This window comes from Microbacterium sp. OVT16B (assembly GCF_019969705.1).
GTDB lineage: Bacteria > Actinomycetota > Actinomycetes > Actinomycetales > Microbacteriaceae > Microbacterium > Microbacterium natoriense.
On sequence record NZ_JAHXZA010000001.1, the window covers coordinates 978,008 to 1,002,992 of the forward strand.

At 69.3% G+C, this 24,985-nt stretch carries 22 protein-coding genes; 21 read left to right on the forward strand and 1 reads right to left on the reverse strand.

All coding sequences use genetic code 11. The features are described from left to right. Positions 1 to 3 precede the first annotated feature (3 nt). The 9 genes from LC438_RS04480 to LC438_RS04520 all read left to right on the forward strand — a co-directional run bounded on the left by LC438_RS04480 (position 4) and on the right by LC438_RS04520 (position 9,303). Entirely contained in the window at positions 4 to 2,619 is a 2,616-nt protein-coding gene (locus LC438_RS04480; RefSeq protein WP_223585978.1) for a chitosanase, read from the forward strand. Positions 2,620 to 2,624: 5 nt separating this feature from the next. Continuing rightward, a complete protein-coding gene (locus LC438_RS04485; protein WP_223585979.1) occupies positions 2,625 to 3,893 on the forward strand; it encodes an MFS transporter in 1,269 nt (422 codons plus the stop codon). Then, positions 3,890 to 4,846, forward strand: a complete 957-nt coding sequence (locus LC438_RS04490; protein ID WP_223585980.1) for a hypothetical protein — start codon at positions 3,890 to 3,892, stop codon at positions 4,844 to 4,846. Before LC438_RS04485 ends, LC438_RS04490 begins: the two co-directional genes overlap by 4 nt. A 56-nt stretch (positions 4,847 to 4,902) precedes the next feature. Further along, positions 4,903 to 5,055 carry a hypothetical protein gene (locus LC438_RS04495; RefSeq protein WP_181155858.1) on the forward strand — a complete coding sequence of 51 codons (153 nt, stop codon included), beginning with the start codon at positions 4,903 to 4,905 and terminating at the stop codon, positions 5,053 to 5,055. 115 nt (positions 5,056 to 5,170) lie between these two features. Then, positions 5,171 to 6,148 carry an ABC transporter gene (locus LC438_RS04500; RefSeq protein WP_105673725.1) on the forward strand — a complete coding sequence of 326 codons (978 nt, stop codon included), beginning with the start codon at positions 5,171 to 5,173 and terminating at the stop codon, positions 6,146 to 6,148. A gap of 8 nt (positions 6,149 to 6,156) precedes the next feature. Beyond that, a complete protein-coding gene (locus tag LC438_RS04505; RefSeq protein ID WP_223585981.1) occupies positions 6,157 to 6,648 on the forward strand; it encodes a hypothetical protein in 492 nt (163 codons plus the stop codon). Between the two features lie 54 nt (positions 6,649 to 6,702). After that, positions 6,703 to 7,350 carry a spermidine/putrescine ABC transporter substrate-binding protein gene (locus LC438_RS04510; RefSeq protein ID WP_181155857.1) on the forward strand — a complete coding sequence of 216 codons (648 nt, stop codon included), beginning with the start codon at positions 6,703 to 6,705 and terminating at the stop codon, positions 7,348 to 7,350. Positions 7,351 to 7,477: 127 nt separating this feature from the next. After that, positions 7,478 to 8,473 (forward strand): ATP-binding cassette domain-containing protein, encoded by a 996-nt coding sequence (locus tag LC438_RS04515; protein ID WP_223585982.1) that lies wholly within the window; start codon positions 7,478 to 7,480, stop codon positions 8,471 to 8,473. Then, positions 8,470 to 9,303: an ABC transporter permease gene (locus LC438_RS04520; protein ID WP_374197865.1), complete on the forward strand. Its 834-nt coding sequence runs from the start codon at positions 8,470 to 8,472 to the stop codon at positions 9,301 to 9,303. The genes LC438_RS04515 and LC438_RS04520 overlap by 4 nt, the downstream gene beginning before the upstream one ends. A gap of 27 nt (positions 9,304 to 9,330) precedes the next feature. Here the strand turns inward: LC438_RS04520 and LC438_RS04525 are convergent, their stop codons facing one another. After that, positions 9,331 to 12,531 carry a BTAD domain-containing putative transcriptional regulator gene (locus tag LC438_RS04525; RefSeq protein ID WP_223585983.1) on the reverse strand — a complete coding sequence of 1,067 codons (3,201 nt, stop codon included), beginning with the start codon at positions 12,529 to 12,531 and terminating at the stop codon, positions 9,331 to 9,333. 225 nt (positions 12,532 to 12,756) lie between these two features. On the opposite strand from LC438_RS04525, the gene LC438_RS04530 reads away from it, so the two are divergent. The 12 genes from LC438_RS04530 (at position 12,757) to rplW (ending at position 24,971) form a co-directional block, all read left to right on the forward strand. Next, positions 12,757 to 13,233 (forward strand): DUF2975 domain-containing protein, encoded by a 477-nt coding sequence (locus LC438_RS04530; RefSeq protein WP_105673716.1) that lies wholly within the window; start codon positions 12,757 to 12,759, stop codon positions 13,231 to 13,233. After that, positions 13,233 to 13,454, forward strand: a complete 222-nt coding sequence (locus LC438_RS04535) for a helix-turn-helix transcriptional regulator (protein WP_105673714.1) — start codon at positions 13,233 to 13,235, stop codon at positions 13,452 to 13,454. The genes LC438_RS04530 and LC438_RS04535 overlap by 1 nt, the downstream gene beginning before the upstream one ends. Next, positions 13,451 to 17,152, forward strand: a complete 3,702-nt coding sequence (locus LC438_RS04540; protein WP_223585984.1) for an SCO7613 C-terminal domain-containing membrane protein — start codon at positions 13,451 to 13,453, stop codon at positions 17,150 to 17,152. Before LC438_RS04535 ends, LC438_RS04540 begins: the two co-directional genes overlap by 4 nt. A gap of 209 nt (positions 17,153 to 17,361) precedes the next feature. Beyond that, the gene (gene rpsL, locus LC438_RS04545) at positions 17,362 to 17,730 is read left to right on the forward strand and encodes a 30S ribosomal protein S12 (protein WP_013584051.1); all 369 of its coding nucleotides are present in this window, start codon (positions 17,362 to 17,364) and stop codon (positions 17,728 to 17,730) included. 5 nt (positions 17,731 to 17,735) lie between these two features. Next, positions 17,736 to 18,209 carry a 30S ribosomal protein S7 gene (gene rpsG, locus LC438_RS04550; protein WP_045256225.1) on the forward strand — a complete coding sequence of 158 codons (474 nt, stop codon included), beginning with the start codon at positions 17,736 to 17,738 and terminating at the stop codon, positions 18,207 to 18,209. 84 nt (positions 18,210 to 18,293) lie between these two features. Next, positions 18,294 to 20,411 carry an elongation factor G gene (gene fusA, locus LC438_RS04555; RefSeq protein ID WP_308116172.1) on the forward strand — a complete coding sequence of 706 codons (2,118 nt, stop codon included), beginning with the start codon at positions 18,294 to 18,296 and terminating at the stop codon, positions 20,409 to 20,411. A 148-nt stretch (positions 20,412 to 20,559) separates the two neighbouring features. Continuing rightward, entirely contained in the window at positions 20,560 to 21,750 is a 1,191-nt protein-coding gene (gene tuf, locus LC438_RS04560) for an elongation factor Tu (protein ID WP_105673709.1), read from the forward strand. Between the two features lie 179 nt (positions 21,751 to 21,929). After that, positions 21,930 to 22,142, forward strand: coding sequence for a hypothetical protein (locus LC438_RS04565; protein WP_105673707.1), 213 nt, complete (start codon positions 21,930 to 21,932; stop codon positions 22,140 to 22,142). Positions 22,143 to 23,009: 867 nt separating this feature from the next. Beyond that, positions 23,010 to 23,318: a 30S ribosomal protein S10 gene (gene rpsJ, locus LC438_RS04570; RefSeq protein ID WP_017201594.1), complete on the forward strand. Its 309-nt coding sequence runs from the start codon at positions 23,010 to 23,012 to the stop codon at positions 23,316 to 23,318. Between the two features lie 8 nt (positions 23,319 to 23,326). Further along, positions 23,327 to 23,986: a 50S ribosomal protein L3 gene (gene rplC / locus LC438_RS04575; protein WP_105673705.1), complete on the forward strand. Its 660-nt coding sequence runs from the start codon at positions 23,327 to 23,329 to the stop codon at positions 23,984 to 23,986. A 2-nt stretch (positions 23,987 to 23,988) separates the two neighbouring features. Then, entirely contained in the window at positions 23,989 to 24,651 is a 663-nt protein-coding gene (gene rplD / locus LC438_RS04580; RefSeq protein ID WP_105673703.1) for a 50S ribosomal protein L4, read from the forward strand. Beyond that, a complete protein-coding gene (rplW, locus tag LC438_RS04585) occupies positions 24,648 to 24,971 on the forward strand; it encodes a 50S ribosomal protein L23 (RefSeq protein WP_017201591.1) in 324 nt (107 codons plus the stop codon). The genes rplD and rplW overlap by 4 nt, the downstream gene beginning before the upstream one ends. Positions 24,972 to 24,985: the final 14 nt, after the last annotated feature.

Here is a 24,985-nt window from a genome sequence, read left to right on the forward strand (position 1 = left end):
CCAATGCTCGCGCTGCTGGCAGCCGCGATCGTCATACCCCTCACCGGGCTCGTGGCGACCTCGGCGCAGGCAGCGACCCCCCTCTCGCTGCGCGACCCCGTCAAGCGGGAGATCGCGCAGGAGATCATCACCTCCGCCGAGAACTCGCACCTGAACTGGTACGACTACTACGACTACATCGAGGACATCGACGACGGACGTGGATACACGGGCGGCATCGTGGGCTTCACCTCGGGCACGCACGACATGCTCGTGCTCGTCGAGAACTACACGAAGAAGTACCCGAACAACCCCCTCGCCAAGTACATCCCCGCTCTGCGCAACGTCGACGGCACCGAATCGCACGCCGGACTCGGCACCGCGTTCGAGACCGCCTGGAAGGCGGAGGGCAAGAAGCCCGAGTTCCAGCGGGCGCAGCGCGACGAGACCAAGGTCCAGTACTTCGACCCGTCCGTCAACCTCGCGATCTCCGACAAGCTCGGCCCGCTCGGGCAGTTCGCCTACTACGACGCGGCGGTCGTGCACGGCTTCGACGGCCTGGAGGACATCCGCACCCAGGCGAAGAAGAAGGCGACGACCCCCGCATCCGGCGGCAACGAGACCACGTATCTCAACGCCTTCCTCGACGCCCGCGTGGTCGAGATGAAGAAGGAGGCCGCGCACGAGGACGTCAGCCGCATCGAGAACGCGCAGCGCGTCTGGCTCAACGCCGGCAACCTCAACCTCAACACCCCGCTGAGCTGGTCCGTCTACGGCGACCCCTTCAGCATCCCGACCGACCCGACACCCCGCTGGCCCAACGACGACGGCACCACGCCGACGCCGACGCCGACGCCGACGAGCACTCCGACGTCGACGCCGACGCAGAACCCCGGCACCGCGACGCTGATCTCGAAGAACAAGCCCGTGACGACCTCGTCGTCTGAGGGGTCGGGCTTCGAGGGCGCGAAGGCGGTCGACGGCAACGCGACGAGCCGCTGGTCGAGCGTCGAAGGAGTGGACCCGCAGTGGATCCGCATCGACCTCGGCGCAGGCTCCAAGGTCGACAAGGTCGTCCTGAAGTGGGAAGCCGCGTACGCGTCCAAGTACCGCGTCGAGATCTCCGCCGACGGCACCACCTGGACCACCCTCGCCACAGAGGCCGCGGGGAACGGCGCCACCGACGAGTTCACCAACCTCAACGGCACCGGCCGCTACCTCCGCATCTACGGCACCGCACGCGGCACCTCCTACGGGTACTCGCTGTTCGAGGTCGAGGCCTACACCCTCACCAGCGGCGGCACCCCCACGGCGACGCCCACGCCGACCCCGACGCCGACGCAGACATCCACGCCGACGCCGACCCCGACACCGACCAGCACGGCGAACCCGGCGGCCACCCTCATCTCGAAGAACAAGCCCGCGACGACCTCCTCGGTCGAGAGCGCGGAGTTCGACGGGGCGAAGGCGGTCGACGGGAACGCGACCAGCCGCTGGTCAAGCGTCGAAGGCGTGGATCCGCAGTGGATCCGCATCGACCTCGGTGACGGCGCGAAGGTCAACAAGGTCGTCCTGAAGTGGGAGGCCGCGTACGCGTCCAAGTACCGCATCGAGCTCTCCGCCGACGGCACCACGTGGACCACTCTCGCCACCGAGGCCGCGGGCAACGGCGCCACCGACGAGTTCACCGGACTCAACGGCACCGGCCGGTACCTCCGCATCTACGGCACCGCACGAGGAACCGCCTACGGCTACTCGCTGTTCGAGGTCGAGGCCTACGGCACCGCGGGCAGCACCCCCAACCCCGGCACGGGCTTCACCGTGGTCGCCGCCGGCGACATCGCGGGCCAGGGCTGCACGACCCGAGGCAAGAAGGTGACGGGGGAGTTCCCCTCCGACTGCAAGCACTTCGAGACGTTCGACCGTGCGCAGGCGATCAACCCGGTGTTCTACATCACCCTCGGCGACATGCAGTACGACGACGCGAAGGCGAGCGATTTCTCGACCGTCTACGCCAAGTCCTGGGGCACGGTCAAGGGCAACACCTGGCCGATCCCCGGCAACCACGAGACGTACGACGACTACGACAACCTCGACCCGAAGGCCTACCGGGACTACTTCGGCAACCGTGCGACGCCCCAGGGCAAGATGTACTACAGCTACGACTACTCGAACTGGCACTTCATCGCCCTGGACTCGAACACCTTCACCGACCAGGCGCAGCTCAACTGGCTCGCGGCCGACCTCGCGTCGAACACCAAGCAGTGCGTCGTGGCGTACATGCACCACCCGGCGTTCAGCTCGGGCGATCACGGCAACGAGCCGGCGAGCCAGCCGGTGTGGAAGATGCTCGCGAACGCGAACGTCGAACTCGTGCTCAGCGGGCACGACCACGACTACGAGCGCTTCAACGCCATGAACGCCTCTGGTGCGGCATCCTCGTCGGGCACGGTCCAGATCGTCAGCGGTCTGGGCGGTCATGAGATGCGCGACTTCGGCAACACCAAGGCGAACAGCGCCAAGCGCATCAACACGGCGTACGGGGTGTCGAAGCTCGACTTCACCGACACGTCGGTCACGCACTCGTTCGTCGACATCGGCGGCACCGTGCTCGACACCAACACGATCACCTGCCACTGACGATCATGTACCTCGCCGGCAGCAAATCGCGGCAGGACGACGGAAGCACGGCGGTCCACCCTCAGGTGGGCCGCCGTGCGGCCGGAGTCGGCAGCACCGCGATCGCACTGGGGGCGGTGAGCCTGCTCACCGACCTCTCCTCCGAGATGGTCACGGCGGTCCTTCCGCTGTACCTCGTCATCGGGCTGGGCATGACCCCGCTCGCCTTCGGCTTCCTCGACGGCGTCTACAACGGCGTCACCGCCTTCGTCCGCCTTCTCGGAGGTCACATCGCCGACCGCTGGTCGCAGCACAAGCTCGTGGCGGGCATCGGCTATGCGCTGTCCGCCATCTGCAAGCCGTTCCTGCTGCTGTCGGGGACGTCGACCGTGGCGCTGTCGGCGACGCTCGCCGTCGACCGCATCGGCAAGGGCATCCGCACGGCGCCGCGTGACGCCCTGATCTCGCTCTCGGTGGACGACGCCCATCAGGGGCGCGCGTTCGGCGTGCACAGGGCGATGGACACGGCCGGCGCACTGCTGGGCCCCCTGGCCGCGTTCGGGCTGCTGTGGATGCTGGCCGACGCCTTCGACGCCGTCTTCATCGTGAGCTTCTGCGTCGCCACGCTCGGGGTCCTCGTCCTCATCGCCTTCGTCCCTGGCCGGGGAAACGTCCCCGTCGGGGCCCCGCGCCCGACGCTGCGGGAGACGGTGAAGATCCTCGGTGATCCGGCGTTCCGTCGTCTCCTCATCGCGGCGACGATCCTCGGTCTGGCCACGATCGGCGACGGCTTCCTCTACCTGGGTCTGCAGGACCGGATGCAGTTGGATGCCGTGTTCTTCCCGCTGCTGCCGCTGGGCAGCGCGCTCGTCTATCTGACGCTCGCCGTGCCGATGGGGCGTCTCGCCGATCGGATCGGACGTCGGCTGCCGTTCCTGCTGGGAAACCTCGCCCTGCTCGGCGCCTACTCGACCCTGCTGCTCCCGATCGACGGCCCCGTGCTGCTGGTGCTCCTGCTCCTGCTCCTCGGCGTCTTCTATTCGGCGACCGACGGCGTGCTGATGGCGCTGGCCGGTCCCGGCATCCCGCGCGACCGCCGCGCCGGCGGCATGGCGCTGCTGCAGACCGGGCAGGCCACCGGTCGGCTGTTCGCCGCTGTCCTGTTCGGCGCCGCCTGGACGTTCTGGGGCGTGACGGCGGCGTTCGCCGCGGCATCCGTCGTGCTCCTGGTCGTGCTCCTCGCCGCGGCCGTGCTGATCCGCCCCGAGCGCTCCACTGCGGAGGAGGTCGCGTGACCCCGATGACGAAGCGGATCGCGCTCGTGGGGTCTGCGGCGCTGGTCCTCGCGGTCGTCGGCGTCGGCTACTCGCTGTTCGCCGTGAACCGCGACGGCGCGCCCTCGCACGCCGAGGCCGCCGTCGCTCCGGCGACCGATGCGGGGCTCTACGTGCGCGGCACCGACGGATACGTCGTGCAGCAGGACGGACAGGACAGGAGCGGCACCGGTCTGGAGTGCAGCCGGTTCTACGCGGCCGCGGACACCGCCGTGTGCGTGAGCATCGAGGGCAGCCTGAAGCCGACGACCACCGTGTCGGTGAGGGATGCCGACCTCACGGAGGAGCAGACATTCACCTACAGCGGGGTGCCCTCGCGCGCACGGGTATCGCCATCGGGGCGGATGGTCGCGTGGACGGTGTTCGTGACGGGCGACAACTACGCCGGGACGAACTTCTCCACCAGGACCGGGATGTACGACCGCGAGAAGGACTTCCTCGTCGACTCGATCGAGGGGCTCCAGCTCTTCATCGACGGGCAGCGCGTGCACCGCGTCGACGCGAACTACTGGGGAGTGACCTTCACCGACGACGACAACACCTTCTACGCCACGGTCTCGACCGGCGGCAAGACCTACCTCGTCCAGGGCGACTACGAGAAGTGGACCGCGCACACCGTGCGGGAGAACCTCGAGTGCCCCTCGCTGTCTCCCGACGGGACGCGACTGGTGTTCAAGAAGCGCGTGAACGACAGCGTCGACGACCCGTGGCGACTGTACGTCCTCGATCTGGCGACCATGGAGGAGGAGCCGCTCGCCGAGGACCGCAACGTCGACGATCAGGCCGCCTGGCTCGACGACGATACGGTCGCCTATGCGGTCGGCGACGACGTCTGGTCCGTGCCGGCCGACGGCAGCGGGAAGCCCGTGCGCATCGCCGAGAACGCGTCGTCGCCGGTGATGGTGAGCCGCTGATCGTGATGTCGGCGTTGCGCCGCTCACCGGCGCATCAGCGGTCGTAGCGTGGAGTCATGGCGAAAGTGGGGGGACGCAACCTGGCGATCAGCTGGATCGCCGGGCTCCTGTGCACCGGGGTGATCGCCGTGCTCGTGTGGTTCGCGATCCCGATCGTCCCGGCGATGGCCTCGTTCGTCGGCGACAGCCTCCGCAGCGTCCTGCCCTGAGGTCCTGTCCCGGTACCGCGGAACCCCGGGTCGGCGACACGTCGGCACGCCTCCGGCAGCGCGTGAACACGCGGAGGTACCCTCGCACTGACCACATCCTATGAGAGGCGCCCCCATGAGTGACCCCGAGGTTCCCCGGCCCGAGCAGCCGAACGACGTCGATGACGTCGTCGACAGCGCGAACGCCGGTCTCGACGCCGCCGCAGCAGCGGGTGCGGATGTCCCCGGAGCGGCGTCCGACGCCGCGGAGACGACGGATGCCGCGGCCGACGCCGCCCCCGTCGCCGACCCCGATCTCGCCGCCTTCGAAGAGGCAGAGCGCGACCACCCCGGAACGTTCTCCACTCCCGCGCTGAACGACGTCTACGCCGCCGACGCGGACGAGACCGCGGTGTACACCGCGCCCGTCGCGCACGAGGAGTCGACGATCGCCGATTCCGCCTACGCGTCTGCGGACGACACCGAGACGCGCATCGTCCCGTCCGAGCCCGTGCTCGCCGAAGCTCCGGTCGTCGCCGCCTTCGCGCAGCAGCCCATCTTCGTGCAGGCCCCGGAGCCGCCTCGTGAGCGGGGCAACCGCGGCACGGCCGGCGCGATCGGCCTGCTCGCCACCCTCGCCTTCGCGATCCTCTACCTCGGGGCCACTCTGGGGCTCGGCGCGCTCTCCGGAGACGTCACGGGGAAGAACATCGGCGAAGCCGCCCTCGCCCCGCTGACGACGTTCGGCTTCTGGATCCCCGTCGTGGTCTTCTTCCTCGGCTTCTGGCTGCTGGGAGCGATCATCAACCGCGGTCGCTGGGGTCGCTGGGTGATCTTCGGCATCATCGTCGGCGCGATCGCGTACGGCGGGCACATCCTCGGCCAGCTCGTCGAGGAGCCGTTCTGGCGCCTCACGGCCTCGGAGGGCGCGGAGTTCGTCAACGGCCAGCTCCTGACCCCGCTGGCGATCGCCGCCTTCGTGTTCGCACGCGAGCTGACCATCTGGTTCGGCGCCTGGGTCGCCCGCAGCGGCGCCCGCAAGACCGAGCTCAACGCCGAGGCGCAGCGCGAGTACGAGCGCACGCTCGAGGCGGGCCCGACGCTCTCCCGCTAGGACACGAGATGTCATCGTCAGACCCCCGCAGGCCTCCGTCTGCGGGGGTCTCGGCCGTTCTGGCCCTGGTCATGGCCGTGATCAGCTTCTTCGCGCTCGCCGTGTTCGGGCTCGGGGCGCTGAGCATCACGACGGATGCCGACATCATCTCCATCCGGGGACTCGGCCAGGCACCCGGAGCGGTGGGGATGCTGTTCGGCGTGATCGCGTTCGCCGCGACCCTCGGCCTCGCGCTGCGGGCGCGGCATCCGTCCTTCCTCTCCGTGCCCGTGGTCGCTCTGAGCGCCGCTCTCGTCCACCTGCTCGCGGTGTGGGTCGCCGTGCTCCTCTCGACGAGCGATCTGATCGTCGCGACGGCGGTCGTCGGCGATCTGGTGCGCGGCGGCCCGAGCCTCGTGCTCCTCGCCGCCGCGGCCGTGGCCGCATGGGGTGGCATCGCCCTGCGGCGCACGAGGGCGCAGCATCCGCACTGGCCGTGGGAGGGCGACGACGCCGAGTGACGCCACGACCCGCGAATCTGGTCCGACACGCCCGGCGCGCCGTACGCTTGTGGTGTGGAGCGCTCGCTGGAGACGCAGGTCGACCAGGCCGTCGAGGCCTGGCTGCGCTGGGTGCCGCGCTGGGAGCCGGCCACCCACCGCGGACGCGTCGCGCCCTGTCGCCGGTGCCTCGGATCGCCGGTGCTCTCCGCCGCCGGGATCGCGGCGAACGCCCCGCACGGTGTGCAGCACGGCCTCTCCACCCGCATCAAGGCGATCGTCGACGCGGCGGTGGCCGAGTACACGGCACGCAACCTCCCGATGCTGCAGCGCGAGCTCGACCAGCAGTCCGCACGCAACAGGGCCCGCAGCTACCGGCCGTCGGAGGACCTCGATCCGGAGTTCGACGGACTGCCGCTCGACCCGGAGCCCGTGCCGGGTGCGCCGTTCCTGTTCACGATCGCCGGCATGGCCGATGACGCCGCCGAGGAGCTCCCTCCGCTGCCGCCGCTGAGCGACGAGGCCAAGGCCGCCCTCCGGCAGGAGGTGTCGCTGGCCGACGAGTACGCGAACATGGTCGGGCGGGAGATCTGCGGCATGCTCCTGCGCCACCGCCTGCACATCCAGGCCGCGATCTCTCAGCACGTCGAGCCGCAGATCGAGGCGATGCTCGCCGAGCTCACGCAGTCGCTGGACTCGCCCTTCGGCCCCGACACCGTCTGACCGCGGCCGGTCGGCGGAGCGCGTCGGCATCGCCGACGCCGCACCGCGACGTGCGCCGACAGTGCGCGACAGCGGACGACAGCGACGCGACAGCGCCCTGAAAGCGGGCGAGCGGATGCTGTCTCCCATGACAGAACGCAGCGCAGACTGGGCCGTCGAGGCCGATGGACTCGTGAAGGTGTTCGGGCAGAACCGCGCGGTCGACGGCGTCGACCTCCGCGTGAAGACCGGCACCGTCTACGGAGTCCTCGGCCCGAACGGCGCCGGCAAGACCACCACCATCAACATGCTCGCGACCCTGATGCGTCCGGACGGCGGATCGGGTCGGATCTTCGGCTACGACGTCGTGCGCGACCCGCAGATCGTCCGCCAGCTCATCGGCGTCACGGGGCAGTTCGCATCCGTCGACGAGACGCTCTCCGCCACCGAGAACCTCATGATCTTCGCCCGTCTGCTCGGCCTCGGCCGCAGCGAGGCGAAGACCAAGCAGGAGGAACTGCTGGAGCGCTTCGGGCTCGCGGAGGCCGCCCGTCGTCCGCTCAAGGACTTCTCCGGCGGCATGCGTCGGCGCCTCGACCTCGCGGCATCCCTCATCGCCCAGCCCCCGCTGATCTTCCTCGACGAGCCGACAACCGGCCTCGACCCCCGCACCCGCGGTCAGATGTGGGACACGATCCGCGAGCTCGTCGCGACCGGGTCGACCGTCCTGCTCACGACCCAGTACCTCGACGAGGCCGACCAGCTCGCCGACCGCATCGCCGTCATCGACCACGGCAAGGTGGTGGCCGAGGGCACCGCCGACGAGCTCAAGGCGTCCGTGGGCACGTCGAGCCTGCAACTGCGGCTCACCGACCCCGCCGACACGGCGGACGCGCTGACCGCGATCGAGAGGATCCTCGGGGTCCGCGGCACGCTGTCGCCCGAGGCTGCTCGCCTCACGGCTCCGATGGCCGATGCGAACCGCGTCGCCGACCTGCTCATCACCCTTCGCGAGAGCGGCATCGGCGTCACGGAGCTGAGCGTGCAGAAGCCGACGCTCGACGAGGTGTTCCTCACCATCACCGGTCGCCCGGCGACCGCAGACGAAGACGCAGACACGCAGAAGGAAGAGGTGCACGCATGAGCGCCACCGCCGTCGCGCCCGCCCGCATGATCGTGCCGGCATCCGAGCGCCGCCTGAAGAACCGCACGAGCCTCGGACAGACCGTGCAGAACACCCTCACGATGGCCTACCGCGGCCTCGTGAAGATCCGCCGCACGCCGGAGCAGCTCTTCGATGTGACGCTCCAGCCGATCATCTTCACGCTGATGTTCACCTACATCTTCGGCGGGGCGATCTCGGGCGACGTCGCGTCCTACCTGCCCGTGATCATCCCCGGCATCCTCGTGCAGACCGTGATCACCACATCCGTGGTGACGGGCACGCAGCTGCGCGAGGACATGGACAAGGGCGTGTTCGACCGGTTCCGGTCCCTGCCGATCGCCCGCATCGCGCCGCTGTCGGGTGCGCTGCTCGCCGACACCCTCCGCTACGCGATCGCGACGACGCTGACCTTCACGATGGGCTACATCATGGGCCTGCGTCCGGAGGGCGGCATCGGCGCGGTGATCGTGGCCGGCCTCCTCGTGATCGGCTGCTCGTGGGCGATCAGCTGGATCTTCGCCTTCTTCGGAGTGATCGCGCGCACTGCGTCGAGCGTGCAGGGCATCTCGATGCTCGTGCTGTTCCCGCTGACGTTCCTGTCCAACGCCTTCGTCCCGGTGGACACCATGCCGGACTGGCTGCAGGGGTTCGTGAACATCAACCCCGTGTCGCACCTGGTGACCGCGGTGCGGGAGATCATCAACAACGGCGTCTTCGGCGCTGACGCCTGGCTCTCGATCCTCGGCGCCGCGGTGATCGTCGCGATCTTCGCTCCGCTCACGGTGCGCGCGTACATGCGCAAGGCCTGACCCGGATCCGGACGGCCCCGTGCGGACTCAGTCCGTGCGGGGCTTCTCCAGCATCCGCAGGGCGCGCTCGGCGAGCTCGTCCGATGCGAGGACGGATGCCTCGGCGCGTGCCGCCGCGACCGCCTCCGCGCCCGTGACCTCCGCGGCGCGGGCGAACAGGGTCGTGAGGCTCAGGCTCGGCAGGTCCTGTCGGGCGCCGAGCCTCTCGGCCAGGGCCAGCGCGGCCAGCCCTCGATCCCGCTCCGGTGCGCTCGTGAGCGCCCAGGCCGCCCACCCCGCGAGCACGGTGCCCAGCACGGGGCGGTCGACGTAGACGGGGTTCATGCGGTGCAGCGCCCGCATCCGCGTGCGAAGCCGGGCCGCCCAGCGCGCGACGTCGGCGGGCGGCAGCAGCCCGTCGGAGGCGGATGCCGCGATCAGGCTCGCGACGAGCAGCAGGTACCAGGGGTTCGCGCGCTGGGAGCCGTGGGCGAAGGCGTCGAGGGAGCGCTGGTAGTCGGCGACGGCGCGGTCGCGCTCACCGCGGGCGCGTGCCACCTCCGCGAGCCCGAACCAGCCGAGCGCGGCGTACTCGAGGCCCTGCTGCGTGAGCTCGCCGGTGCGCGAGAGGTCGTCGAAGTAGCCCTCGGCCTCGTCGATGCGCCCGAGGCCGAGCAGCGCGATGCCGCGCGTCCAGTCCTGCTGGACCCGCTCCTCGGCCGCGTCGAAGTCCTCCGCGGCGCGCTTCGCCCTGTCGAGCCAGACGAGCGCGTCGGCGGGTCGGCCAGACTGCCCGGCGATCTGGGCGGACGAGCTCGCGGAGAGCGTGGCGATCCAGCGATCACCGGTCTGCTCGGCCAGCTCCCATGCGCGCTGCGCCGAGCGGGCGGCGCCCTCGGCGTCGCCCATGTTCTCGGCCGTCTGCGACGTCATGAACTCGCCGATGAGTCGTGCGGAGGGCTCGCTCGACCGGCGCAGCTCCTCCAGCGCCTGCATCATCCTCTCCGGCCGGGCGATCTGCACGGCCACCGAGGTGAGCGCGGCCCACCCTGGGCTCAGGACGACGGCGGGGGAGCGGTGCAGTCGGCGCAGCCTGCTGAACGCGCGCAGGCCGCGGGGGTCCTCGCCGAGCAGCGACATCAGCGCGCAGGGCAGGAGCACGCTGACGAGCACGTCGTGCGGCACCGCATGGTCGTCGAGGCGGTCGATCGCCGCGATCATCGCCGCCGCGAACCCGATGAACTCGGTGAAGGAGCCGCGCACGACCCACGACGTCGCGAGCGTCGCGAAGATCCGCACGGCCTCGGCGGAGCGGTTCCCGTCGAGTGCGTGACGCAGCGCGGCGACGAGGTTGTCGTTCTCCGCGCTCAGCTCGCGCAGCGCCTCGGCCGTCGCGGGGGAGTAGGCGCCCAGCAGGCTGGCGCCCGGCATCCGCGAGTAGGCGCTCGCCCAGGAGAGCACGGCATCCCAGGCGGCGTCCTCCGCACCGGAGGAGGCGAGCCTGGTGAGCCCGAACTCGCGCACGGTCTCCAGCATCCGGAACCGCAGGTCCGCGCCGTTGCCCGCCTCCGCGACGACGAGCAGCGACTGGGCGACCAGACGGTCGAGGAGGTCGTCGACGACGGGCTCGTCGAGCACGGCGGATGCCGTCGCCGCGGAGAACCCCGCAGGGAGGAGGGACAGCCTCGTCAGCGCGGTGCGCGAGTCGTCGTCGAGCAGATCCCAGCTCCACTCGATGACCGCCTGCAGCGTGCGGTGGCGCTCGGGGGCCGCGCGATCGCCGCCGGTGAGCAGGGCGAAGCGGTTCTCCAGCCTGGCTTCGATCTGCTCGGCGGTCATGGTGCGCACACGGGCGGCCGCCAGCTCGATCGCCAGGGGGAGGCCGTCGAGGCGCACGCACAGTCGCGCGACGGCATCCGTGTTCAGCCGGGCGTCGGGCCGCACGGCGCGCGCCCGCTGCAGGAAGAGCCGCACCGCCGGTCCCTCACCGTCGTCGGCGCTGAGGGAGGTCAGCGGGTAGACCGCCTCTGCCGCGATCGCCACGGGAGTGCGGCTGGTCGTGAGGATCCGCAGGGTCGGCGCGGACGCGAGCAGCTCCGTCGCCCAGCGCGCCGTCGCGTCGATGATCTGCTCGCAGTTGTCGAGCACCAGCAGCGTCGGGCGCTCGGTGAGCAGCGCGACGATGCGGGTCCGAAGATCGGGCTGGGCGCGCGCTTCGGAGAGACGGCCGCCGGTCGACGCCTCGCTGATGCCGAGGGCCGCGCCGATCGCCGGTTCAAGGTCGGCGTCGGCGCGGATGCTGGCGAGGGCGATGACCGCGACGACCGGGGCGTCGGAGGCCGCCGCCACCGCCTGGGCGAGCCGGGTCTTGCCCAGTCCTCCCGCCCCGAGGATCGTCACGAGGCGCGAGCGCACCAGCAGGTCGCCGATCCCCGCCACGTCGCCTTCGCGGCCGATGAGCTCGTTGGGCGCAGCCCGCAGACCGATGCGGATCGGTGCGGGGGAGCCGCCGGTCTCGCCACGGAGGATCCGCGCGTTGAGGGCGGTCGTGGTCTCACCGGGAGAGGCGCCGAGGTCGTCGCGCAGGCGCGTGCGCAGCGCGGCGAACACCGCGAGCGCCTCCTGCGGTCGACCGGAGTCGGCGAGGGCCGTCATCAGCTGCGCGTGCACGTCCTCGTCGTAGGGCTGCGCGGTCGCGATCTCGGTGAGCTGCGGAACGGCCTCCGCGGCGCGGCCGAGGGCTATGAGCGAGCGCGAGCGCGCGGACCGCAGTCGCCGGTGCAGCGCATCGGACGCCTCGGCGAGGTCGGCGGCCGCGGGGGAGAGCCCGAGGTCGGCGCCGGCGTCTCCCCGCCACAGGGCGAGGGCGTCGTCGAGCAGGGCGAGGCGAGCGGGATCGCCGTCGGGCAGGCGGAGCGCCTCGGCATCCGCCGACCGCGCGATCGTGAGGTCGCAGGAGCCCTGATCGCCGAGCGCATAGCCGATCGCGTCGCTGCGGATCACGTCGGCTCCGCCCGATGCGCGCAGGCGGGAGACGAGCGTCTGCAGCGCGCCGCGCGGATTCGCCGGCTGCTCGTCGCCCCAGACGTCGGCGGAGAGCGCCTCGATGCTGCGGGAGGCCCCGGCGCTCAGCGCCAGGGATGCGAGGAGGGCGCGGGAGGTCGCGCCGGGGATCTCGACCGAGGATCCGTCCGCTGCCGCGACCGTCACGGGGCCGAGCACGGCGACCCGGGGAGCGTGCTGCGTCACCTCGCCAGCATAGGCCGCGCGCGCCGCTCCGCGCGGTCCGTCGACAGGGAGGCGCGCCCTGGGTGCGCTCGCCGGTCCCGGAAGCGACGCCGCCCCGCATCGCGGAGGGGATGCCGGATCCGTATCCTGCGCATCCCCTGGGAGAAGCGCGGCGCGAGTGGAGCGTCGAGTCGGCGATGGCTATCGTTTTTCGATAGATATCCATTGCTGATCGATAGGGTCGTCATGCAGCCTCACGTCACTCGCATCCTCAAGGCGTTGATCGTCCTCCTGCTCGGGCTTCTGCTCGCGAGTCAGATCCTGGTGATCCCGGAGGTCGCGCGCATCACCGCGATCCGCAATCCCGACGTGGCCCAGCTGGAGGTGCCGGGCATCATCGGCGCGGTGCTGTTCCTCGGACTCGTCGAGGTGACGCTGGTGTGCATCTGGTTCCTGCTCTCCCTCGTGCAGGCCGAGCGCATCTTCCGCGTGGAGGCCTTCCGGTACGTCGATGTCATCCTCGCCGCCCTCGTCTCGGCCGGAGCCCTGATCCTCGCCTCGTTCATCGTGATCGTCGCGAGCCGCGCGGTGTCGCTCTCGCTCGTGCTCCTCGCCGTGCTCGGCATCGTGGTGAGCGCGGCGCTCGCCCTGCTCGTCGTCGTGCTGCGCGGACTCCTCCGCAAGGCGCTGGAGCTCGAGCAGGATCTGTCAGAGGTCGTCTGATGCCCATCGTCATCGACCTCGACGTGCAGCTCGCCCGCAAGAAGATGAGCGTGCAGGAGTTCGCCGACGCGATCGGCATCACCCCCGCCAACGTCGCCGTGCTCAAGAACGGCAGGGCCAAGGCCGTGCGCTTCACCACCCTCGACGCGATCTGCCGCGTCCTCGACTGCCAGCCGGGAGAGATCCTGCGCTGGATCCCCGATGAGGAGGAGCAGCGATGACCACGACGGGCACCATGCCGCTGTCGACCTGGGGCGAGTCCGTCGCCAGACACCTGCTCGACGACTCCAGCTGTCCCATCTGCCAGTGGACGCTGTCCGGCGGAACCTGCGCGCGCTGCGGCGCCGATCTGCGCGGGCCCATCTCGGGAGACGTGTGGAAGGCGTCGCAGTCCGCGGCCGCGGCGATGCGCGCCCGAGACGAGCTCCTCCGTCAGGTCCCGGTCCTCTCACTCGCACCGGTCGGCGCGATGCCGCGCCCAGCGGAGGATGCTCCGACCCCGGTCGTGGCCACGGACCTCTCCCCGGCATCCGCTCCCGATCCGCAGAGCAGCGCGACGCTGCAGTCGGTGCTGGCGACGGCGGGGGCCGGTCTGTTCGCCGTCGCGGCGATCGTCTTCACCTACTTCAACCCCGACCTCGCCGACCGTGCGCTGCGCGGGGTGATCGTCGGCCTGGTGACCCTGCTCTTCCTCGGGGGAGCGTGGATGCTCTCCCGTCGCTCGCTGCGCTTCTCGGCGGAGGCGGTCGGCGGCCTCGGCCTGGTGTTCGCGGGGCTCGACATCCACGCCTTCGCGCAGCTCGCCGCCCCCGCGGTGGATCCGTGGTTCACGGCCGCCGCCGTGACCGCCGCCGCCGGTGCGGTGATGCTCTTCGCGGGGCGTCGCCGCGGCATCCGGATCTGGGAGTGGACCGCGGTCACCGCGCTCGCGCTCACCCCGGCGATGCTGGGCCTCGCCGGGGGAACTCCGCTGTCGGCGGTGCTCGGCGCGATCGGCGTCGCCGTGGCCGGAGCAGCGCTGATCGAGTGGGTGCGGCCGCCTCTGGTCGAGCAGACCACCCTCACCGCGGTGCAGCTCATCGCCTCCCTGAGCGCCCTCGTCCTCATGTGGCGGGTGGATGCCGGGAGCGACACCGCGTTCTTCCTCACGATCAGCGGGGTGCTGCTGCTCGTCGCGGTGCACGCCGTCATCGCCGCACGGCGGATGCTCGCCGGTCTCTGGGCGTACGGCGCCGGAGGCACGGGAGCGGCGGCCGTGGTCGTCGCGGTCTTCGCGCTCACCGGGGAGGCGCTGCAGAGCACGCCGTGGCTGTTCGCGATCGTCCCCGCTGCGGCATCCGTCGCGCTCGTGCTGATCGGGGCGCTCGTCCCGCTGCCCCGTGCGGTGCCCCGCGGTCTCGTGGCGGCCGGAGCCCTCACGGTCCTCGCCGTGCCCTCCGCGGTGCTGCTCGGCTTCTCCGCCATGTCGGGCGTCGCCACGGTGGGCGAGTTCGTGCGGGGCGGCGACTCCGGCTACGCGCTGGGAGACACGGCGTGGGGTGTCGTCGTCGGACTCGCCGCGGTGTGCGCAGGGCTGGCCGTCTTCGGCAGGCTTGCCCGCGACCGTGACGGGCTCCGCGGGCTCTCGGTGCCCGCCGCGCGGCTGTCGCTCGTCGCCGCTGCCGTCGCGGTGCTCGTGCTGGGCTGCGCGAAGCTGGTGCCGCTTCCGGCCTCCGTCGCGGTGCTCGCCGCGGCCGTGGTGCTCGTCGCCGCCGCGCTCCGGACGCTCCCGACCTTCGTGTCCGCTCCGGGGGCCAGGCTCATCCTGCTGGTCGCGGCCCACCTGGCGCTCGTCGCCGCGGTGATGGTCGCGTGGCGCGAGACCGCGGCGGTCCCGCTCGCAGGGGCGGGGACCCTGGTCGCGCTGGCCGCGCTCGCCTCCGCGCGTCCGCAGCGGTTCCGCTTCCTCTACGTGGGCGCCGGCTTCGCGTACGCCCTGGTCCTCGTCGCCATCGCGCTCGGGCAGGGCGGCGTCTCCGGGATCGCGCAGCTGTGCCTGACGGCATCCGCCGGCCTCGGCGCCGCGATCGTCTGCACCTACCTCCCGCGGGTCGGAGCGCGCGCCTGGCAGGCCGTGCTGGTCGTCGCGACCGTGCCCTTCGGCATCGGCATCCTGCAGGTGGTCGTCGAGCGCAGCGGATGGACGGCGCTGTCCACCGGTCTGATGTTCGCCCTCGCGATGTCTCTGCTCCTCACACGGCGTCCAGGGCTCACCCTCGCCGTGCGCACCGCGGCCGCGGCGATGCTCGTGCCCGCGCTCGCCGTCGTCGTGGTGTGCCTCGGCGCGCAGCTGCTGACGTCGAGCGGATCCCCGGTGACGCTGCCGATCATCGCCGTGCTCGTCGCCCTGGTGCTGCCGTCGACGCCGATCGTGAGAGCCGCGCTCGTGACCAGGGGGCATCCGGTCGGAACGGCGGATGCCGCGCGCATCGCGATCGAGGCGTCCGCCCTGCTCACCGGGGTGATCGCTGTCGGGCTCGCGCTCTGGCGCGACGCCGCGGGGCTCGGGACGACGTTCCTCGTGCTGCTGATCCTCGGCATCGGCGCGACCGCCGGCGCGGTCTTCGCCGGCCGTCGCCTGCTGTGGTGGGTCGCGGCCGCGTCCTTCACCGGGGCGCTGTGGTGCGTGTGGGGGATGACCGGTGTCGACCTGCTCGAGGCGTATCTGCTGCCGCCGACCCTCGGCGCCGCGGCCGTCGCGACGGTGCTGACCCTACGGGGTCGGCCGGCGACCGGTCTGTACGCCGCGGGTCTCGCGCTCGCGATCGGCCCGCTGCTCGCCATCGTCGCCGTGGTGGAGCCGGATGCCGCGGGCCAGGTCTTCCTGCCCTGGCGGGTCGGCGGTCTGCTGCTCGCCGCCTGGGCGCTGCTCGGGCTCGCGGCTCTGCTCGGCCGCGAGGGCGCCGGGGTGCGGATGCGGCGACTGCGGAGACTGCGCATCCCGACGCTCCTCGCCGCGGGCCTGGCATCCACGGTCGGCACGATCCAGGCCATCCGGATCGGGCTCGGTCAGGACGTCCCGACGCTGCACGGCGCCGCTCTCCTCCTCTCCTGCCTCGGCGTGAGCGCGCTCGGCGCCGCCGTGCTGCTGCTCGCCGCCCGCGGCATCCGAAGGGCTGTCCCCGCGGAGTCCCCTGTGCGATCGAGTCGCTGGCTCGGCGCCCCGTCTGCGCTCGCGCTCGCCGCGGGGACGTGGTTCGCGATCGAGCGCGACTGGTTCTCGATCTGGGCGATGTGGTCGCTGATGCTCGTCTGGCTGCTCGCCGTGGTGGTCGCCGCATCCCGTGCGCGACGCGGGGGGACACTGCTCCCGCCGGTCTGGTTCCTCTTCGCGATCGCGTTCGTCACGGCCGTGGTCGCGTGGAGCCCGCGCGACCTGCGCGTGGAGTGGTTCTCGCTCCCGCTCGGCGCCTTCCTGCTCCTCGCCGGCGTGCTCGGCGGCTCCTCGACGCCGCCGAGCGGCGGTGAGGGGGAGGCCTCCACGAAGAGCCGGCCGACGCTGAACAGCTGGCCAGGGCGGTGGAGCGGATCCTGGGCGCTCCTCGCCCCGGGGATCGTCGTGATGATGATCGCGTCCATCGTCTCGACCTTCACCGATCCGCTCACCTGGCGGGCGATCCTGGTGATGGTGCTGGCTCTCGCCGCGATCCTCGTCGGATCCCGCGGGCGGCTCGCCGCGCCCTTCCTCATCGGACTGATCGTGCTGCCGATCGAGAACGTGTTCGTGTTCTCGGTGCAGATCGGGCGCGGCATCGAATCCATGCCGTGGTGGATCACGCTGGCGGTCATGGGAGCGGTGCTGCTCATCATCGCGGTCACGGCCGAGCGCAGGACGGGGGAGGGCGGTTCGGTGGCCGCGCGTATCAGAGACCTGCGGTGAGCGCACCTCCCATTTGACCGCCACGTTACGCGGCATTACACTTGGTCAGGTGTGTGCACGTCTTGACGTGCGCGCTGGGCGTCGGCTCCATAGCCGGTCCGCCCCCACGGCATACCCACCACCACACAAGCACGTCGGTTCCGGCGTGCCGGTGGGTCATGATGTGAAACCCATCACGCTGTCACCGTGCAGCATTATGAGGAGAGAACGTGCCAACCATTCAGCAGTTGGTTCGCAAGGGTCGCTCGCCCAAGGTCTCGAAGACCAAGGCGCCCGCACTGAAGTCGAACCCCCAGCAGGCCGGTGTCTGCACCCGTGTGTACACCACCACCCCGAAGAAGCCGAACTCGGCGATGCGCAAGGTCGCCCGTGTCAAGCTCCGCAACGGCACCGAGGTCACCGCGTACATCCCCGGTGAGGGCCACAACCTCCAGGAGCACTCCCTGGTCCTGGTCCGCGGCGGTCGTGTCAAGGACCTCCCCGGTGTGCGTTACAAGATCGTCCGCGGCGCCCTGGACACCCAGGCCGTCAAGAACCGTAAGCAGGCTCGCAGCCGCTACGGCGCGAAGAAGGGTTGAGTTAGATGCCTCGTAAGGGTCCCGCACCTAAGCGTCCCGTCGTCAACGACCCGGTATACGGCGCTCCGATCGTCAGCCAGCTGGTCAACAAGATCCTCGTCGACGGCAAGAAGTCCCTCGCCGAGTCGATCGTCTACAACGCCCTCAAGGGCGTCGAGGCGAAGAACGGCGGCCAGGATGCCGTCGCCACGCTGAAGAAGGCGCTCGACAACGTCCGCCCCACCCTCGAGGTCAAGAGCCGCCGCGTCGGTGGCTCGACCTACCAGGTGCCGGTCGAGGTCAAGCCGCACCGCGCGAACACCCTCGCGCTGCGCTGGCTCGTCAGCTACGCCAAGGGTCGTCGTGAGAAGACGATGACCGAGCGTCTCCAGAACGAGATCCTGGACGCGTCGAACGGCCTCGGTGCCGCGGTCAAGCGCCGCGAGGACACCCACAAGATGGCCGAGTCGAACCGCGCGTTCGCTCACTACCGCTGGTAACAGCTTCGCCCGCCCCCGGCCGCCCGCCGGGGGCGGGCACCCCCCTCTTCGCAGTTCGACTGCCAAAAAGATAAGGACACTCCTGTGGCACAAGACGTGCTCACCGACCTGAGCAAGGTTCGGAACATCGGCATCATGGCTCACATCGATGCTGGCAAGACCACCACGACCGAGCGCATCCTGTTCTACACGGGCGTCAACCACAAGCTCGGCGAGACGCACGACGGTGCGTCGACCACCGACTGGATGGAGCAGGAGAAGGAGCGCGGCATCACGATCACGTCTGCCGCCGTGACCTGCTACTGGAACAAGAACCAGATCAACATCATCGACACCCCCGGTCACGTGGACTTCACGGTCGAGGTGGAGCGCTCGCTCCGCGTCCTCGACGGCGCGGTCGCCGTGTTCGACGGCAAGGAGGGCGTCGAGCCCCAGTCCGAGACCGTGTGGCGTCAGGCCGACAAGTACAACGTCCCCCGCATCTGCTTCGTCAACAAGATGGACAAGCTCGGCGCGGACTTCTACTTCACCGTCGACACCATCATCAACCGCCTCGGCGCCAAGCCGCTCGTCATCCAGCTGCCGATCGGCGCGGAGAACGACTTCATCGGCGTCGTCGACCTCGTCGAGATGCGTGCGCTGGTCTGGGCCGGCGACTCCAAGGGCGACGTCACCATGGGCGCCTCCTACGAGATCCAGGAGATCCCGGCCGACCTCAAGGAGAAGGCGGACGAGTACCGTCAGCAGCTCCTCGAGACCGTCGCCGAGACCGACGACGCGCTGCTCGAGAAGTTCTTCGGTGGCGAGGAGCTCACGGTCGCCGAGATCAAGGGCGCCATCCGCAAGCTCACCGTCGCGTCCGAGATCTACCCGGTCCTCTGCGGTTCGGCGTTCAAGAACCGCGGTGTCCAGCCGATGCTGGACGCTGTCGTCGACTACCTCCCGAACCCGCTCGACGTGGGCTCGATCGAGGCGCACGACCCCAAGGACTACGACACGATCATCGAGCGTCACCCCGACGCCAACGACCCGTTCGCAGCTCTCGCGTTCAAGGTCGCCGTGCACCCGTTCTTCGGTCGCCTGACCTACGTGCGCGTGTACTCCGGCCAGCTCGACTCCGGCGCTCAGGTCATCAACTCGACCAAGGGCAAGAAGGAGCGCATCGGGAAGATCTTCCAGATGCACGCCAACAAGGAGATCCCGGTCCCCTCGGTCACCGCCGGCAACATCTACGCGGTCATCGGCCTGAAGGACACCACGACGGGTGACACCCTCACCGACCCCGCAGCGCCGGTCGTCCTCGAGTCGATGACGTTCCCGGAGCCCGTCATCGAGGTCGCCATCGAGCCGAAGACCAAGGCCGACCAGGAGAAGCTGGGTGTCGCCATCCAGAAGCTCGCTGAGGAGGACCCGACCTTCCGCACGGAGCTCAACCCCGAGACCGGTCAGACGACCATCAAGGGCATGGGCGAGCTGCACCTCGACATCCTCGTCGACCGCATGAAGCGCGAGTTCAACGTCGAGGCGAACGTCGGCAAGCCGCAGGTCGCGTACCGCGAGACGATCCGCAAGGCCGTCGAGAAGCACGACTACACGCACAAGAAGCAGACCGGTGGTTCGGGTCAGTTCGCGAAGATCCAGTTCAACATCGAGCCGCTCGAGCTCGACAACGACAAGACCTACGAGTTCGTCAACGCCGTCACCGGTGGGCGCATCCCGCGTGAGTACATCGGCTCGATCGACGCCGGTTTCCAGGATGCGATGAACGTCGGCGTCCTCGCCGGCTACCCGATCGTCGGCGTCAAGGCGACGATCGTCGATGGTGCGGCTCACGATGTCGACTCCTCGGAGATGGCGTTCAAGATCGCAGGCTCGATGGGTCTCAAGGAGGCTCTCCGCCGGGCGAGCCCGGTGCTGCTCGAGCCGCTGATGGCCGTCGAGGTCCGTACTCCGGAGGAGTACATGGGCGACGTCATCGGCGACCTGAACTCGCGTCGTGGCCAGATCCAGTCGATGGAGGATGCCGCAGGCGTCAAGGTCGTCCGCGCGCACGTCCCGCTGTCCGAGATGTTCGGCTACATCGGCGACCTGCGCTCGAAGACCTCGGGTCGCGCCGTCTACTCCATGGAGTTCAACAGCTACGCTGAGGTTCCCCGTGCAGTGGCCGACGAGATCGTCCAGAAGCACCAGGGCGGCGAGTAACACTTCTGGGAGCCGGGTTCCGACCCGGCTCCCAGGTCACCTACAACTTCACATTCCCTCTCTACTAAACTGAGAAACAAAACCCGTAGAGAACCGGTCGCAAACCAGTGCCCGGTCACCTCTACAACGACGTCCTGAGGAGGACCCAGTGGCTAAGGCCAAGTTCGAGCGGACCAAGCCGCACGTCAACATCGGAACCATCGGTCACGTTGACCACGGCAAGACCACGCTCTCCGCAGCGATCTCGAAGGTGCTTGCTGACAAGTTCCCGTCTGACACCAACGTGCAGCGCGACTTCGCTTCCATCGACTCGGCGCCGGAAGAGCGCCAGCGTGGTATCACCATCAACATCTCGCACATCGAGTACGAGACCCCGAAGCGCCACTACGCGCACGTCGACGCTCCCGGCCACGCCGACTACGTCAAGAACATGATCACCGGTGCGGCTCAGATGGACGGCGCGATCCTCGTGGTCGCCGCCACCGACGGCCCGATGGCTCAGACGCGTGAGCACGTGCTGCTCGCCAAGCAGGTCGGCGTTCCCTACCTGCTCGTCGCGCTGAACAAGTCCGACGCGGTCGACGACGAGGAGATCCTGGAGCTCGTCGAGCTCGAGGTTCGCGAGCTGCTCGCCGCTCAGGGCTTCGACGAGGACGCGCCGGTCGTGCGCGTCTCCGCTCTGAAGGCCCTCGAGGGTGACGAGAAGTGGACCCAGGCCATCCTCGACCTGATGCAGGCCGTCGACGACAGCGTTCCGGAGCCGGAGCGCGACCGCGACAAGCCCTTCCTGATGCCCGTCGAGGACGTCTTCACGATCACCGGTCGTGGAACCGTCGTCACCGGCCGCGCCGAGCGTGGCACGCTGGCCATCAACTCCGAGGTCGAGATCGTCGGACTCCGTCCGACCGTCAAGACCACGGTCACGGGTATCGAGATGTTCCACAAGCAGCTCGACGAGGCATGGGCCGGCGAGAACTGCGGTCTCCTGCTCCGTGGCACCAAGCGTGAGGACGTCGAGCGCGGCCAGGTCATCGTGAAGCCGGGTTCGGTCACGCCGCACACCAACTTCGAGGGCACCGCCTACATCCTCTCGAAGGAAGAGGGCGGCCGTCACAACCCGTTCTACACGAACTACCGCCCGCAGTTCTACTTCCGCACCACCGACGTCACCGGCGTCATCTCGCTGCCCGAGGGCACCGAGATGGTCATGCCCGGCGACACCACCGACATGACGGTCGAGCTGATCCAGCCGATCGCCATGGAGGACGGCCTCGGCTTCGCCATCCGTGAGGGTGGACGCACCGTCGGCGCCGGTACGGTCACGAAGATCATCAAGTAAGCATCCGCTTCCTTCGCACAGGGGTCGAGCCTTCGGGCTCGGCCCCTTTGTGTTTCCCGATTCGATGACACTCGGTGTCTCAATCGGTGCACGGGGTTCCGTATACCGGCGTCGACATGCAGAATGAGTGGGTCGGCCTGATCGGTCGGCGCAGAGCACACCTCAGAAGGGGATTCACCATGGGTATCGAGGACGCCGTCAACAAGGGCAAGGAACTCTTCGAGCAGAACAAGGACAAGATCGAAGAGGCGGTCAAGAGCGAGCAGGCCGAGGACATCAGCGACAAGGTCCTCGACGGTGTCGCCGACTTCGCCAAGAAGATCGCCCCCGGCGCGGCCGACAAGATCGACGAGATCCGCGACGGCGCCGACAAGGCCGTCGGCAACGAGTAACCCTCGCGCAGACTCGGAGCGGCGGTCCTTCCTGAGGGGAGGGCCGCCGCTTCTCTGCGTCCGGACGAGATCGGGGAGGAACCCAGTATTCCGGTCTCCGGTATCGCGTTCCTGCGGAGTCATCCCGTACAATGACATCTGACCGTCTGGGGAACTTGCGGTCTGGGACGTCGAAGGGGTTCGACCTCCCGCATCCACGCGGCTCGCCGCGTTCGAACTGGGGAACGATCTTGGGGATCATCGTGCGACGCGCGCACTCTGTGCGCCACAGCGTCTCCCTGCCTGCGCGGCAGGTCATCTGCCGCGCCCTCGGTCGGGGAGCACGGCGTCCCTTCACGCCGGGCTCCTCGCGTTCGGTGTGCCCCCTCGCACTGGACGCCCTCCCCAAGCGGGGCGAGGCATGGGGATGCCTCGCCCCGCTCTCCTGATCCGCCCGCGTCGCGGGCTGCAGAGGCCTGAAGAACGCCGTTGCGACGGCTGCGGCGGAAGCGCGACACGCCCGGGTTTGCAGAAGTGAAATCCGGCATGGCAGAATAGTCAGGTTCGACATTTCGGCGTGCTTCGCGTGCGCTGGATCACCATCACGAGTGTGCATAGGCGGCGTCGTCCCGAATGGGATGGGGCGCAGGGACCTAGGCCGCGTATGGCAGAACACCCCCGACACTCCTCATCGAGGCTTCATCATGCGTGATGGAGGTCGGCATCCGCACGTCGCGAGGCGTGCGGGATGACAGCAGAACAGTGGTGCAGCAGATCGACTCGCAAGAGCCGTTCTCGTGCCGAGGCGCAACCAGCGCCATCGTGCGTCCAATGCCCCAGGATCATCCGGTCCCGGACGGTACGACGCCTAAAGAGAGAGAGCAGACAATGGCGGGACAGAAGATCCGCATTCGCCTGAAGTCGTATGACCACGAGGTCATCGACACGTCCGCACGCAAGATCGTCGACACCGTGACCCGTGCGGGCGCGACCGTCGTCGGACCCGTGCCCCTTCCGACCGAGAAGAACGTCGTGTGCGTCATCCGGTCGCCCCACAAGTACAAGGACAGCCGCGAGCACTTCGAGATGCGCACCCACAAGCGTCTGATCGACATCGTCGACCCGACGCCCAAGGCCGTCGACTCGCTGATGCGCCTTGACCTGCCGGCCGATGTCAACATCGAGATCAAGCTCTGAGGTTCGACATGGCTGACATCAACGCAAAGATTTCCAAGGGCATGCTGGGCACGAAGCTCGGCATGACCCAGGTGTGGAACGAGAGTGGCAAGCTCATTCCCGTCACCGTCATCGAGCTCGCGCCGAACGTGGTCACCCAGATCCGTACCCCCGAGAAGGACGGCTACAACGCCGTGCAGATCGCGTACGGTCAGATCGACCCGCGCAAGGTGAACAAGCCGCTCTCCGCCCACTTCGAGGCTGCAGGCGTCACGCCGCGTCGTCACGTCACCGAGATCCGCACCGCGGATGCCGGCGACTACACCCTGGGCCAGGAGCTCACGGTCGACGCCACCTTCGAGGCCGGCCAGCTCGTCGACGTCGTCGGCACGAGCAAGGGCAAGGGCTTCGCCGGTGTCATGAAGCGTCACAACTTCAAGGGCGTCTCGGCATCGCACGGTTCGCACCGCAACCACCGCAAGCCCGGCTCCATCGGCGCATCGTCGACCCCGAGCCGCGTCTTCAAGGGCATGCGCATGGCCGGCCGTATGGGTGGCGAGCGCGTGACCGTCCTCAACCTCACGGTGCACGCCGTCGACATCGAGAAGGGTCTGCTGCTCGTCAAGGGCGCCGTCCCCGGTGCTCGCGGTCGCATCGTCTACGTCCGCAACGCAGTGAAGGGTGCCTGATCATGGCTGACTCGACTCTCGCGCTCGACGTCCTCAAGGCAGACGGCAAGAAGGCAGGCTCGATCGAGCTTCCCGCCGCGCTGTTCGACGTCAAGACGAACATCCCGCTGATCCACCAGGTCGTCGTCGCGCAGCTCGCTGCCGCACGTCAGGGCACCCACTCGACCAAGCGTCGCGGTGAGGTCTCCGGTGCCGGCCGCAAGCCCTTCAAGCAGAAGGGCACGGGTAACGCCCGTCAGGGCTCGATCCGCGCGCCGCACATGACCGGCGGTGGCATCGTGCACGGCCCGAAGCCGCGCGACTACTCGCAGCGCACGCCCAAGAAGATGATCGCCGCCGCCCTCCTGGGCGCGCTGAGCGACCGTTTCCGCGGCGACCGCATCCACGCCATCGAGTCCTTCGGCATCGACGGCACGCCTTCGACCAAGACCGCGGTGAGCTTCCTCACCAACGTCGTCTCGTCGAAGAACGTGCTCGTGGTGATCGAGCGCAACGACGACGTGACGCTGAAGAGCATTCGCAACCTGTCGAACCTGCACGTGCTGACGTTCGACCAGCTCAACGCCTACGACGTGCTCGTCTCCGACGACATCGTCTTCACCCAGGCCGCTCTCGAGGGCTTCATCGCCTCGAAGACCGGCGCCAACCAGGAGGTCTCCGCATGAGCGAGCAGGCATCTGTTCTCCAGACGGCCCTGAACAAGGACCCGCGCGACATCATCCTGAAGCCGGTCGTGTCCGAGAAGAGCTACGGGCTCATCGATGAGGGCAAGTACACCTTCCTCGTCGACCCCCGTGCCTCGAAGACCGAGATCAAGCTCGCCATCGAGAAGATCTTCGGCGTCAAGGTCGCGAGCGTCAACACTCTCAACCGCGTCGGCAAGGCTCGCCGCACCCGCTTCGGCACCGGCAAGCGCAAGGACACCAAGCGCGCCATCGTGACCCTGAAGTCGGGCACCATCGACATCTTCACGGCAATCGGCTGATCCGGGGGATAAGG